The 12538-nt window shown below is 48.8% G+C and carries 14 protein-coding genes; 2 read left to right on the top strand and 12 right to left on the bottom strand.

Going from position 1 to position 12538, the window contains the following annotated elements; genetic code table 11:
• Window positions 1-28: 28 nt before the first annotated feature.
• The 10 genes from OS112_03030 to OS112_03075 all read right to left on the bottom strand — a co-directional run bounded on the left by OS112_03030 (window position 29) and on the right by OS112_03075 (window position 7519).
• Window positions 29-820: a carbon-nitrogen hydrolase family protein gene (locus OS112_03030; protein ID WAC05616.1), complete on the bottom strand. Its 792-nt coding sequence runs from the start codon at window positions 818-820 to the stop codon at window positions 29-31.
• Between the two features lie 61 nt (window positions 821-881).
• Window positions 882-1115 (bottom strand): hypothetical protein, encoded by a 234-nt coding sequence (locus OS112_03035; protein WAC05617.1) that lies wholly within the window; start codon window positions 1113-1115, stop codon window positions 882-884.
• A gap of 115 nt (window positions 1116-1230) precedes the next feature.
• A complete protein-coding gene (ndk, locus tag OS112_03040) occupies window positions 1231-1683 on the bottom strand; it encodes a nucleoside-diphosphate kinase (GenBank protein WAC05618.1) in 453 nt (150 codons plus the stop codon).
• A 6-nt stretch (window positions 1684-1689) separates the two neighbouring features.
• Window positions 1690-1881, bottom strand: a complete 192-nt coding sequence (locus tag OS112_03045; protein ID WAC05619.1) for a 50S ribosomal protein L24e — start codon at window positions 1879-1881, stop codon at window positions 1690-1692.
• A gap of 5 nt (window positions 1882-1886) precedes the next feature.
• Window positions 1887-2096: a 30S ribosomal protein S28e gene (locus tag OS112_03050; protein WAC05620.1), complete on the bottom strand. Its 210-nt coding sequence runs from the start codon at window positions 2094-2096 to the stop codon at window positions 1887-1889.
• A gap of 8 nt (window positions 2097-2104) precedes the next feature.
• Window positions 2105-2473 carry a 50S ribosomal protein L7Ae gene (rpl7ae, locus tag OS112_03055; GenBank protein ID WAC05621.1) on the bottom strand — a complete coding sequence of 123 codons (369 nt, stop codon included), beginning with the start codon at window positions 2471-2473 and terminating at the stop codon, window positions 2105-2107.
• Between the two features lie 159 nt (window positions 2474-2632).
• Window positions 2633-4651 (bottom strand): DUF2298 domain-containing protein, encoded by a 2019-nt coding sequence (locus OS112_03060; protein ID WAC05622.1) that lies wholly within the window; start codon window positions 4649-4651, stop codon window positions 2633-2635.
• Complete coding sequence (locus tag OS112_03065) at window positions 4623-5594, bottom strand: lysylphosphatidylglycerol synthase transmembrane domain-containing protein (GenBank protein ID WAC05623.1); 972 nt, start codon at window positions 5592-5594, stop codon at window positions 4623-4625. Before OS112_03065 ends, OS112_03060 begins: the two co-directional genes overlap by 29 nt.
• Window positions 5578-6294 (bottom strand): glycosyltransferase, encoded by a 717-nt coding sequence (locus tag OS112_03070; protein ID WAC05624.1) that lies wholly within the window; start codon window positions 6292-6294, stop codon window positions 5578-5580. Before OS112_03070 ends, OS112_03065 begins: the two co-directional genes overlap by 17 nt.
• A complete protein-coding gene (locus OS112_03075; protein WAC05625.1) occupies window positions 6287-7519 on the bottom strand; it encodes an NAD(P)/FAD-dependent oxidoreductase in 1233 nt (410 codons plus the stop codon). Before OS112_03075 ends, OS112_03070 begins: the two co-directional genes overlap by 8 nt.
• Before the next feature lie 186 nt (window positions 7520-7705).
• Here OS112_03075 and OS112_03080 point away from each other — a divergent pair, with 186 nt between their 5' ends.
• Both OS112_03080 and OS112_03085 read left to right on the top strand, forming a co-directional pair.
• A complete protein-coding gene (locus tag OS112_03080; GenBank protein ID WAC05626.1) occupies window positions 7706-8881 on the top strand; it encodes a tubulin/FtsZ family protein in 1176 nt (391 codons plus the stop codon).
• 8 nt (window positions 8882-8889) lie between these two features.
• Complete coding sequence (locus tag OS112_03085) at window positions 8890-10032, top strand: hypothetical protein (protein ID WAC05627.1); 1143 nt, start codon at window positions 8890-8892, stop codon at window positions 10030-10032.
• A 551-nt stretch (window positions 10033-10583) separates the two neighbouring features.
• Here the strand turns inward: OS112_03085 and OS112_03090 are convergent.
• Window positions 10584-12218 carry a TIGR03663 family protein gene (locus OS112_03090; protein ID WAC05628.1) on the bottom strand — a complete coding sequence of 545 codons (1635 nt, stop codon included), beginning with the start codon at window positions 12216-12218 and terminating at the stop codon, window positions 10584-10586.
• A 9-nt stretch (window positions 12219-12227) separates the two neighbouring features.
• Entirely contained in the window at window positions 12228-12536 is a 309-nt protein-coding gene (gene rpsJ, locus OS112_03095) for a 30S ribosomal protein S10 (GenBank protein WAC05629.1), read from the bottom strand.
• Window positions 12537-12538: the final 2 nt, after the last annotated feature.

Genomic DNA, 12538 nt, shown 5'->3' on the forward strand with positions numbered 1-12538 from the left:
TTAGTCCGGGTTCTAGATATAGGCGGCGCTAATCCCGCTGGTGCAACCGGTGGTATAACTCTGTCCGCTGATCCTTATGGGAAGGGAACCTGCACCGGGCAGCCTTTACCTTCGCCGTATCAAGATCTGAGAAGAGAAGTTCATCGCCCTCGCCTGCCCGGGCGATGATATTGCCGTCTGGATCTGCAGTCATTGAAGCACCGTCATACACGTCAACCGGTGTTTTTCCTGTGGTGTTGATGCCGATGATATACATTTGGTTTTCTACTGCTCTTGCTGTAATGAAGAGTTCCCAGTGACGGATACGGCTTCCGGGCCAGGCTGACGGCAAAAAAACACCGCAGGCCTCTTTTTTTGCATAGAGGTGGAACAGCGAGGGAAACCTCAGATCGTAACAGATCGCGATGCCAAATTTCATGCCATCAAGTTCGAACACAGCGATATCATCGCCCGCCCTGTAATACCGCTCCTCATGCACCAGCGTGAAGGGATGCATTTTTTCATACAGTGCCCTGACCGATCCATCGGTACCCACCACAAAAGCACTATTGGCAGGGAGCGGATCACCGCGTTTGCGGAAGGAACCCAGGATCGCGATTGAATATTCCGCTGCATATTTTTTCAGACCAGAGACAATTGTGCCGGAAGTATCCTGGATATGGTGGGTCGAACATGGGTCCCATCCGGTCGCGAACTGTTCAGGAAACGCGATGATTCTGGCACCGGCGGCAGCGGCCTGTTGAACGGATGACTCAACTTTTTTTATGGTCTTTTCAGGCTCTTCCCAGCAGCTTGAAACCTGAGCGCTGCAGCATTTCATGAGCATGGATATTGTCCGGTACCGGTGTGATGTTCATCCATCCCGGTGCTGTAACCGCATATCATGTTCCGCCACCCGGCAACGGAAACGCGATCTTCATGTCGTTGATGACGAACTGCACTGCGATAACGATCAGGAGCATTCCAAGAAGCCGGTTAATCGCACGGTCCTCCCGTTGGCCGACCCGGGTCATGAAATAGTCGGAATTTTCTCTCATGATACAGGTCATTGCAATCGGGAGGACTATTGAGAAAATGACGACTACAATCGCAAACGTGATCATGTCCCCTTCCATGAGCGGTACGTGCGGCAGGATTGGTTATAGAATTTATGGTTTAAAAAAAGCCCATGAAGACTCCGGCCTTTAAGGTGGAGAAGGAAAATTTTTAGGGCTTCCGGGTAAAAAGAGGTTAATACTCGTAAATTACGGACTCATCTATCCGTGTATACAAGAACAGTTCTGCTGGTTTGAAATGGATCGCAATCTCACGCGCAGCACTCTCGGGCGAGTCGGATGCATGGATGACATTTCTCCCGATATCGATCCCGAAGTCCCCGCGGATTGTGCCTGGCGCTGCTTCCTGCGGGTTAGTTTTACCGATCAGCGTACGGACGATTGCCACCACGTTCCTGCCCTCCCAGACCATGAGAAAACACGGTCCGCCCATGATATATTTCTTGAGTGACGGGAAGAACGGTTTTTCAAGGTGCTCTTTGTACTGCTCAGTGACACGTTTGTCAGGGAGCACTTCAAACCGGGCGGCTACGAGTTTTAAGCCTTTCGCTTCAAAGCGTGCAACAATTTCTCCGATGAGCCCCCGCTGGACACCGTCCGGTTTGACCATCACGAACGTGCGGTCCATCGTCCATTACTCCTTGCCCAGTGCCTTTTTACCGGCCCGTGTCCACTCAACCCGACGGGGAACCCTGCCAATCCTGTGGTTGTTCTCGCACTTGGAGCTGCAGAAATAAAAGATTGTCCCGTCTTTTTTGACAAACATCTTGCCGGTTCCAGGTTCAAGAGATACCCCGCAGAATGTGCATAAATAGTGTTCAACCATGAAGTTCACCGCCTCGATAGTTTCTTTGCCTCGCGCTCGGTCTCAAGGAGCATTACGATATCACCCTCGCGGATAGGGCCGACCGTATTGCGGGTGATGATGCGCCCCTTGTTGCTGCCATCGAGAATTCGGCACTTTACCTGCATGGCCTCGCCATGCATGCCGGTTGAACCGACAACCTCGATCACTTCTGCTGGCGTTGCATCGTCTGCCATGAATAACCTCAAGCCTTAAGGGCAACCAGCTGCTTTGCCAGATCATCGATGACGTCTTTTGCCTTGCCGGATTTAATGATTGCTGCAGCAGCAGAACCAACGTCAAGGCCGCTTGCAGCGCCGATATCGTTCTGTTTGTTGATAAAAATATACGGAATCTTCTTTTCATCGCACAAGGGGGCGAGGTGCATCACGATCTCTTCGGGTTCAACGTCAGCACCGATCAGGACAAGCTGCGCGATGCTGCGTTCTATGGCTTTTGTTGCCTCATTCGATCCTTTCTTGATCTTTCCGGTATCCCGTGCGACTTCAAGGGCTTCAAGCGCCTTGTTCTGGAGCTCATCAGGAGCCTGGGTTTTTACGTAGCCTTTTGCCATAACTCACCTCATTCAGGAGTGCGTAGTACTCCCTCATTACTCATCAGTCAGTTGATGATGTGCCATATCACTTCGTTAAGAAGGGCAATAAATGTTATTGAAACGGAGATCCTGTCACACAGGTACCACCCCGAATGCCGAAGGTGCAGGAGCGGGACTCTACACGGAAATCCGGTAAATTTCCGTCCCGTGCTGTGAAAATACCTGCTTTAGCCCGGTTGAAGAGATATTGACCTGATACCGTGTCCGCTCAGGCTCCCCGACAATCAGAAGTGTTGCGTCGTATTTTTCCATAAGGGGACGTGTCCGCTCAGGTTGTTCATATATCGCCCTGATGTCATTGATCCTCCCGCTGTACCACCCTGAATCATCGCCGCGCCACATATATTCATGGAATGGCATCCCGATGACTGCCGGTATGCCGGTGAACGATGAGATACGGGAATAATACGTATAATCCCCTCCCTCGGCCTCAACGATACGTTCATCGCCGGGTAATGACCTCAGGTATGCGACAGCCGCAGCATCTCCGGGATGGGTGGTCTTGAGATACTCAAGCCCGTCGAGCGACCTGCTCCCGTAGTTGAGGTCAAGCGGCATAAAAAAAGGGATAATGAACAGGAGCGCCACCGCTGATGTGATAATCGCTGCCCGTGATCCGGAAGAAATCACTGGAATCTTGCCCCATCTGGAGAGTGCCTGTCCTGCCATGGAAAAGCAGGAGATGCCCAGCAGCAGCCATGCAGCGATATAGCATTTAAAGACCGTATTCATCCGGAAATACGTGTCACCCATGTTATCCCTGAGATAGACAAGTTCACAGAACATGATCAGCACAAGGCCGAGAATCGCTAGGATATCGGGAATGACGTGATCTTTTTTCACGAGCAGGCAGACGAGCGGGATCACTGCAATCGCAGCGGCAGGATGCCCCAGAATAACAAATGGGACTGCGGCAAGCAGGCAGTAGGGTTTCCGGATGATATCCTTTGAAAGGAGTGCAAGCAGGATCGCAATGAAGAACCCATGGACGAGCACAAACTGGGCAGGATCTGAAGGTGTCACTACAAGCGCAAAACCACCGGTACTGGTCTTTAACTGGAGGTAAAACGGCACATAGAAGGTAATGGAGAGAGGGGGGACAACAATGAGGAACCGGACGGCATCAGAAAATGATCCAAAGTACCGGTTCTTCCACCAGATGAGGATTCCAAAAAGCACGGTGATCGGTGCGTAGATAAGGACATCCCATGTATTGAACAGCGGCATTGAACCGAGACTGACGGCTGCAAGGAAACAGACTGCCCACCTGGCAGATGAAGAGAGGGCGCTCCACCGTTTCAATGCAAAAATAAGGATAAAAATCAAAAAGATCTGGTTGAATATCCCTATGACATGGGGATGGACATCGCCCCAGATGAACGAAAAAAGCGGATATTCGTTGATGGTATTTGCAATGGTGCGGGTGCTGTCCCAGATGACCTCATTCACACCCTTTCCTTGGATAATCTGGTAAAAAAACGACGGGTTTGGCAATAATAATGTAATTAGCGGCAGCCACCGGAACCGGTCAAGCAGCAGGCCACCGATAGCGTACAGGGTCACTGCGGAGACACCAAGGATCGTAGGAAGGGCGAGGTTGAACGCGATGTTTGACGGCACCGCGCTCACGATCGCTAGGCACCCGAACATCCAGTACCCGAGATAATAATATACATTCATGGTCCCCCCGGCATACCACGGGTCAAGCGGCGGAACCACTGGTTGGCGCATCACCGAAGCGAGAAATGCATGGTCCATGAATTTTTCCGCGTACGAGATCGTGGGGTTGATAAAACGGACCTCAAGCATGATGAAAAAGAAGATGAGGAATACAAGTTCCCAGCGCCACTGTGCTTTGAGATCGTCCACCGAAAAGTCATTCCGATACAGGTGATAGAAGAACAGGATAGCAAATGGGATGAGGGCAAGGATGATGGGGAGCCGGGCGAGCCCGCAATACCAGGAGATTACAGTAAAAAGGAGGAGGGCCGCGGCAAATGATGCGGGGAATGCATACCGGTCAAAGGTTTTTTTTAAAGAAGGATAAACCGCAAGCTGGAGAAATGTGATGATGCAGAGCCAGCTGATAACGGAAAATACCTGGAATTCAGCGTTCAGTTGTGGTCCCCCCGTCAACCCTCGCAGTGAGCGCTTTTTTTATGGTCGGCACAACCCAGTCGCCGAAGAAATAGATCGAGATGATCCCCCCCGCAAGCGTGACAAGGTTTTTAATCAGGTGATCGATAACTGCGATCAGCGTCGCAACTGCGGGTGCAGCACCCGCGAGAATGAATATATTGGCAACGAAAAATTCATAGGTGCCGATCCCTCCCGGAGTGATTGGGACCGCTTTTATCAGATTGCCGATCACGATGGCAAGGACTACCGTGACAAATGGGATGTTTTGTTCAAACATCATCACCACAGCCATGCACACCAGCGCATCAAGGATCCAGATCACCATCGAAGAAAAACCAAGGACAATCACCGATTGTGGGGTAAGCGATGCCCTCCGGATTTCATGGAGCATGGTAAGAACGAATTTTATGTACCGGTTATTGGACCTCAGTGTATTGGCAAAATATAAAAATATAAAAAAAACACCGCAGAGAGCCAGGACAAGGGAGATGATCAGGAAATATGCCGGGTCTGCATCCAGTATAAAAATGAGTGAAATAAGTCCGAGCAGGGCAACCGTGGCGATGTCAAAGACCCGCTCGACAACGATAGAAGATAAGCCATCTGAATAACTGGTCTGGTTTTCATGATTTAAGATAAATATCCTGACAAAATCCCCAAGGCGGGCAGGTATGACAAGGTTTGCAGTCTGGCTGACAAAAATGCACCCGGTTGCAACCCGGACCCTTATGGTATTGTCCATGTACGCGAGAATCGTGTGGTACCGCCACCCACGCAGCCACCACGCAGCAAGGCAGATGATGAGTGCGATGACAAGGTAGAGAGGGACGATGTGGGTCAGAGCATCCAGCAAATCCCCCCATACATTGAAAAGCATATACGCAAGGATGCCAATGGCAATCAGGGTCGGGACCAGAATTGCGCTAACCTTCCGATACATGGATTTGCCACCATAACCTGAGAATAGATGACCCCATCTCAAAGACGTCTTTTACCTTTACGGTCGTCCCTTTTCCGGCACGCCAGCGGACAGGAAATTCCCTGACCCTGAATCCCATCCTCTGCCCCCTCACGAGAAGTTCTGTATCCCAGAACCAGTGCCCTGATCTGATTGAAGGAATGACAGGCAGGATCTTCTGTTTATTGAATGCTTTGAATCCGCACTGGTGATCGTACACAACACTCCCCAGAATAACCCTCACAAGGAAATTGTACGTCCGGCTCGCGATCTCCCTCCATCCCGTTCTGTCGATGTCACTGTCAGTTAGGAGCCGTGAACCTGTGGCAACATCGAATCCCCCGCGGATCGCACCGACAAGGGTGACGAGATGCTGCATATCGGTTGCCAGGTCGACATCGTAATAGCAGACGATCGCTCCCTCCGCTCCGGTGATAGCCCGGTTCAGCGCCCGCCCGCGTCCAAGCCGCTCATCACTGTGGCGGAGGTGTATACGGTGATCCCTTTGTTCGCATGACCGGACATAATCCGGGCTTCCGTCAGTGCTCCCATCTTCTGCGATGATCAATTCGAACTTGTCTGTTATGGCAGATAATGACGCAAGCGATTGCGGTATCGCAATTTCAAGTGCAGCCCGGTCATTAAAGACGGGAATGATCGCGGTCACTTCAATATCAGCCATTGGAAGTCACCTTCATAATCCGATCCGCAACTTCATTGCCCGCTCTGACTGCTCCCTCCATACTCCGCTCCGGATAATTCGGCAGCGAGAACATTCCTGCCATAAAGAACCCGTCCTTCCCGTACTCAGGGATCAATGACCGATATCCGAGGGTATATACTGGACCTGCAAAGCGGTCAACGGCCATCCTTGTCCAGTGGACCTCCTCTTTTTTTACATGGAACCGGTGGCAGAAATCCGCAAGCATCTGCTTGTCGATATTCTGCGGTGGCATCCCGCTGAAATAAGAGGCAAGGTAGACAATATGCTCACCATACCGCTCGCGGGGGACAAAGTTTGTATGGGAAACGACAGCTCCATAGGGTGCAGGATCTTTCATGTTCAGCCAGTAAATCCCATCGGTCACGTCACGTCCAAGACCAATCGTCATGCATGCCGCACCCTGGTACTGGACCGGAGTGACTTTTACCCCTCCAATCTTTGCCAGTTCCTGAGGGGGGATTGTTGAAATAACCGCGTCATACCGGGATCCATTAACCTCCCATGCATCATTTGTGCGATGGATTGTCAAAACCGGCGACGTTCGTAGTATGTGTCCACCGTTCTTCTGAATGGAACCTTCAAGTGCATCGATAAGCTGATGAAACCCCCCGTTGAGATATCCAAGGCGCTCCCCTGACAGTCCACGGTTCGAGCGGATCGCAATACGGCTCATGAGCCATGCCGCTGATACATTCCTGCGGTTTTCACCAAATTTACTATTGAGCAGAGGTTCAAAGAACGAGCTGTAGATATTTTTACCAAGAGTATCTATTACATATTTTTCAGCGGGTATGCTATCAAGAGTGCTGACATCGATCCTTTTTGCTCTCATCGTGAGCCATGCAAGTTTTGCTTTATCAATCAGGGAAAGATAGGGATATTTCAGGATCTCAACCGGCGTATTAAGTGGAAATGCAGCATTACCGGCATAATAACCGCTTGTAGCACCTAACCATTCAAGCCTGTCAAATAATTTTAATTCTTTTAAAAGTTTAAAAAAGGCTATATCACCGGAGAAACAGTGATGATAGAACTGTTCAATCCAGTAATTATCGACCTGGTACGAAGAAAGGCACCCGCCGAGATGGATTTTTTTTTCAAAGAGATTGATCTCATGTTCTCCTGACAACCTCCCTGCAGCGACAAGACCGGTCAACCCGCCTCCGATGATGCAGATTTTCATAATTGGTATCTGTAGTATTTTTTGGCCGAAATGAAAAAGCCTCCTGCCAAATCCCTTCTTTTTTAAAAAATACCTCGTGTACTTATAAGAAAGTTTTTGTACTGCAGAATTAAAGTTCTTTAAACAAAAGGACTTAAAACAAATAACATTCATAATTACGTTCATTCCAGTAGTTGGTGTCTCCGGATGAGAGTGTTTTTCATAGGTTTCGGTCAGGCGGGCGGAAAAATTGTCGATATGTTTATCGAACAGGACAAAAAGCTCGGGACCAACAGCTTCCGTGGGATTGCCGTCAATACAGCTCGCACAGACCTGATGGGGCTCAAACATATCGAGATGCGTGACCGGATTTTGATCGGGCAGACCATGGTGAAAGGCCATGGTGTGGGAACTGATAATGTTACGGGTGCCCGGGTCACCGCTGATGAAATCGACAGCATCGTGACAGCAATCGACACACGGGGCACTCATGATGTCGATGCATTCGTCATCGTCGCAGGGCTTGGAGGGGGAACCGGGTCCGGCGGCTCGCCGGTGCTCGCACGCCATTTGAAAAGGATCTACCGGGAACCCGTCTATGCACTTGGCATCATCCCCGCCCCGGAAGAAGGCCGGCTCTATTCCTATAATGCAGCACGGAGCCTGACAACACTTGTTAATGAGACCGACAATTGCTTCATTTTCGATAACAGTGCATGGAAAAATGAAGGCGAAAGTGTAAAAAGTGCATTCCAGCGCCTGAACAATGAAGTTGTGCGGAGATTCTCTGTTCTCTTCCGTGCCGGTGAAGTAAGTCGCATGGGCGTAGGGGAGATGGTGGTTGACTCAAGCGAGATTATCAATACCCTGCGGGGCGGCGGGATCACATCTGTCGGGTACGCGATCAGTGAAGTGATGAGCAAACACACCAAGAAGAAGAGGGGAATATTCGGGGGACTCAAAGACAAATTCCAGAAAAAGGAGGCAAACGAGGAAGTCCTCCTTGGCGAGGACAAATCGGCAAAAATTGTTGCGCTCGTACGCAGGGCAATGCTTGGAAGACTTACCATGCCCTGCGATTATTCCACTGCTGAACGGGCACTGGTGCTTATTGCAGGCCCGCCCGATCAGATGGATCGCAAAGGTGTTGAGAAAGCAAAGAGCTGGGTTGAGGAAAATATTGCAGGTGTCGAGGTAAGGGGCGGGGACTACCCGGTGAACAGCGAATATGTCGCTGCGGTTGTCATGCTTGCGACAGTAGGAAACGCCCCACGCATCAAGGAGCTTCTCGATATTGCAAAAGAGACAAAGGAAGATGTTATAAAGTCAAAGGAGAAAAAATCGAATATGTTTGATGAGGGTATCGAACCGTTATTTGAGTGAGGGTTGTGATGAAGAGAACCTGTAGAATTCTGTCGGCGAGCTTAATTTTTATTTGTTGTATTTCGATTGTTTCTGCCTATGTGGTTAACAATGTAAACATTGATCCTTCGGGCAGCCTTACGCCCGGTCAAAGGGTGTCAGTGAGTTATGGTGTAAATTTTCCTTTGGTAAGCGGTAAAACATTCGAATCAGCAAATACATTGGATATGTACACAGATCTTGCAAATGCAAAATGGTCTATTATCAAAATCGAGACATATGAAGGTGTAAAACCTATTGAAACCCCGTTATTTAACCAAGGGGGGCCACGGGCGCAAGTCGATGGCTGGCTTCTGAGTTATCCTGACCGAGAATTATCTATACGGGTCACCTTGGATGGTGTTGCACCTGAAGTGGACACTACCCAGAATAAAGCAATTCTTAAGATTAACGAGCTGGACTCCTATGGCAAACCTGTATCGACAACTGGTTATTTAAAAGAGGCAATGATTGTCAATATCGCTGATATCAATAATGCAATCTCTACCGCCGATTCAAATTTACAGGTTTTCAGGACTCATATCGATGAAAAATATGCATTGGAGGTCGATACCTCTCTCGCGGAAGGAAAATATAATGATGCGACGGCGGCCATCAGCAGTGCACGATCCCAACCTACCTCACAATATGCTGCAGCCCTCGCAAGCCTTACCAGTGCTCAGGATCTCATTACCGAGGGAGAAAAGGCTCTCGATAAGGCATGGGCTGAAAAGGCAATTGCCGATGCGCAGATCCCGATTACGAATGTTGATCAGGTCATCAACTATGTAAAGCCAAACATGAGCAGCACCGACTCCCGCCTTTCCCCCATTATATCCAAACGGGAGGTTGCAGCAGGATATCTCTCCAATGCAAATGACGAAATCTTTGCCGGGAATTATGAACGCGCCCGCGAGAAAGCGCAGGAAGCCTATTCCAAAGGGAACGAGTCATATACGGATGCCCTTGACTTGAAAAAGCAGATCAGCGAAGGTTTCAATCCGCTGGGGGCGGTCGGGAAATTATTTGGTTCCGGGACTCTTGTTATCATCATTGGTGTGGTTGCTGTTGTACTTATCGCCGTCGGGGTCATCATTTATCGCAAGCGAACACGCTGGGATGAACTGGGGTAGCCCGCGGAAATTTTTTTAGGTTGAGAACACATATTGCCTCTTTTTTGGTCTGTGATTGGATCAGTAAGATTCAATCGCACAAATGAACCACCACCTCAACGATGATTAATTGGAGTTACGAAATCTATAGTTACGAATTTTTACAGAACCGATGGGAAGCGCACGCTGGAAAAGGGATTGAAAATGTCTGCTCCCAACTTATGATTGGGGGTGACACAACAAACCTCGAAAGCTGGGATATATGGTTATAAAAATATTAAAACGGGCTTTGTATAAATTATTGGAAAATTTATTCTCATGTTCTTGGGGGGTATGGCAATTATTGCCTCTTCCTCTATTGTTAGGGTAATCCCCATCATGCAACAGCCCCTTCAGTAAGTATGTAAAAAGCAGGAATAAAAACAGGATTTTTCACTTCGCTTTAAACGAGAGTTTTTACAAAGTCCAAGTAATAATGTAAAGGGGGGTCTCTATTTAAAGCCAGGATATCCGGGCTTTCTGGAGGCAAGTCCCGATTAATACAGATGCATAAGAACAAAGTCCGATGATATTCACGTGGAGGTATTTTTTGTGAAGACATCGAAGTTCATGCTCCCCATTTTACCGTCCCGGTGAAGATAATAGTCAGGTAACCTGTTCTCATTATCATAAAACGAGAACCAGTAACTCAGTTTATATGTGGATTTTTTGTAACCGTCCAATGATTCATAACTTGCCCCGTCATGCAGGATGATTGTGGGCGGTTTTGACCTTGTCAGAGTCGCCTCGTCCTCTATATCCGCGTAGAACGTGATCTTATCCCAACGATCACCCCGGTAATACCAAGGGAGGGGCCAGTAATTTTTCGACGCCAGCACAATCTTATCGGAATTATCGATAATGTTCATGACCGTTCGCATCTCTTCCGAGTTCTGGACCTGAACAATAGGCTCATTGATATCCACTGGCAAAAATGCAACATGCCAGGTCATTGTAATAAGGAAGATCGTCCCGATAACAGCGAATGCAATCTTCTGCCAGTTGAGCTTGTACACAGCAACAAACGTCATGGGGAGCAGCTGGTGGATGAGCAGCCAGGGAACCTTCTCCCCGACATAGGCATAGAATGCCATGGAAAGGAGCATCCACCAGATACAGAACCGGAAAAATTCATCGGATTTCAGGGATTCCGGATCTTTTGCAGTCAATTGCCGGCGGCTTGTTGCAACAAGTTCCGGAAAAGGAAGCGAGAAAGTCCGGTGAGCGATCCAGTTTTTTACACGCTTCAGGGTCAAGGCAGCGTTCGTGCCGGATATGAGGAATTGCAGGGTCCCAACCATTGCGAGAATAAAGATTGGCAGCTCGTAAAGCATGAGCAGTGGGAGATAGAAGAACCATGGTCCGCCAAGCCGCTGCTGGTTATGCATTGCAGTCCAGTGCTCGATTGCCTTGTACCATCCGGTCGTATTCAGCATGAATTCCTGACCGACAAGGGTACTGATGTGCGTACCGAATGCGGAGTACAGGACACTCATGATTGTGATGACAAGGATCACACTGATTATCAGGTCATTTTTCCAGCCCGGAGGCAGAATGAAACGTTTTTTCCAGACAGCTGAGAAGAAAAATATCCCGAAGATGATGAGGATAACGGGCATCTCTTCCTTACACGAGAGTCCCCCGGCACAAGCAATTGCGGCAATGATGGCAAAACGGGTCTGTCCTCGGTCAAAATAATAGAGCAATGCGACAACGAGAAGGAGGGTAAAAAAAAGCATGAAGATGTCGTGACGCAGGAACCGTGAAAAGTAGACCATATCCGGTGAGACTGCAAGGAACAATGCGGCAACAAGTGTTTGTCTCCGATCGAGATACCCGAGATTGTATATATAGTATACAAGAGGAATGAGCAGGGTTCCAAAGAGGGATGGCAGGAGCCGTGCAACAAGATCGGAATCTCCAAACAGTGCAAACATGCCGGCGGTTATATAATAAAGAAACGGTCCGTGATAACTGGGATCATATACCCATGCCCCTTTTATCAGCAGATCGTACGAGAACCACGCATGGATCGCTTCATCATGATGAAGGAGTTTGAGATCGAGGAAGTAAAACCGGAGGAAAATTGCTAGTAGAAGAATAAGAAGAAAAGTCCGTTCAAAAGTAAATATTTTTTTTATTTTTTCTGAAAAACCAGCGGCCGGCACGCCGCACCTTCAGCTTTCCAGCACAATCTCAATGCCAATATCTTTTGGCACCTGGATACGCATCAACTGACGCAGTGCACGCTCATCTGCATCAATATCAATTAAGCGTTTGTGGACACGCATCTGCCAACGGTCCCATGTCGCTGTACCCTCTCCATCTGGGCTTTTTCTGGTTGGGACAACCAACCGTTTTGTCGGGAGTGGTATCGGACCAGCCAGATTCACACCTGTGCGCTCTGCTATCTCCCTTATTCTGTCACAGACCATCTCTACTTTATTAAAATCTGTTCCTGTCAGGCGTATTCTGGCTTTTTGCATGT

The organism is Methanoregula sp. (assembly GCA_026625165.1).
In the GTDB taxonomy this organism is placed as follows: Archaea; Halobacteriota; Methanomicrobia; order Methanomicrobiales; family Methanospirillaceae; genus MVRE01.

What these genes read in the sequence shown, in the direction of transcription:
- rpl7ae (WAC05621.1), bottom strand. Translation starts at nt 2,473, where the DNA reads ATGGCAAAAGGCTACGTAAAAACCCAGGCTCCTGATGAGCTCCAGAAC.
- OS112_03030 (WAC05616.1), bottom strand. Translation starts at nt 820, where the DNA reads ATGAAATGCTGCAGCGCTCAGGTTTCAAGCTGCTGGGAAGAGCCTGAA.
- OS112_03075 (WAC05625.1), bottom strand. Translation starts at nt 7,519, where the DNA reads ATGAAAATCTGCATCATCGGAGGCGGGTTGACCGGTCTTGTCGCTGCA.
- OS112_03050 (WAC05620.1), bottom strand. Translation starts at nt 2,096, where the DNA reads ATGGCAGACGATGCAACGCCAGCAGAAGTGATCGAGGTTGTCGGTTCA.
- OS112_03080 (WAC05626.1), top strand. Translation starts at nt 7,706, where the DNA reads ATGAGAGTGTTTTTCATAGGTTTCGGTCAGGCGGGCGGAAAAATTGTC.
- OS112_03085 (WAC05627.1), top strand. Translation starts at nt 8,890, where the DNA reads ATGAAGAGAACCTGTAGAATTCTGTCGGCGAGCTTAATTTTTATTTGT.
- rpsJ (WAC05629.1), bottom strand. Translation starts at nt 12,536, where the DNA reads ATGCAAAAAGCCAGAATACGCCTGACAGGAACAGATTTTAATAAAGTA.
- OS112_03045 (WAC05619.1), bottom strand. Translation starts at nt 1,881, where the DNA reads ATGGTTGAACACTATTTATGCACATTCTGCGGGGTATCTCTTGAACCT.
- OS112_03065 (WAC05623.1), bottom strand. Translation starts at nt 5,594, where the DNA reads ATGTATCGGAAGGTTAGCGCAATTCTGGTCCCGACCCTGATTGCCATT.
- OS112_03035 (WAC05617.1), bottom strand. Translation starts at nt 1,115, where the DNA reads ATGGAAGGGGACATGATCACGTTTGCGATTGTAGTCGTCATTTTCTCA.
- OS112_03070 (WAC05624.1), bottom strand. Translation starts at nt 6,294, where the DNA reads ATGGCTGATATTGAAGTGACCGCGATCATTCCCGTCTTTAATGACCGG.
- ndk (WAC05618.1), bottom strand. Translation starts at nt 1,683, where the DNA reads ATGGACCGCACGTTCGTGATGGTCAAACCGGACGGTGTCCAGCGGGGG.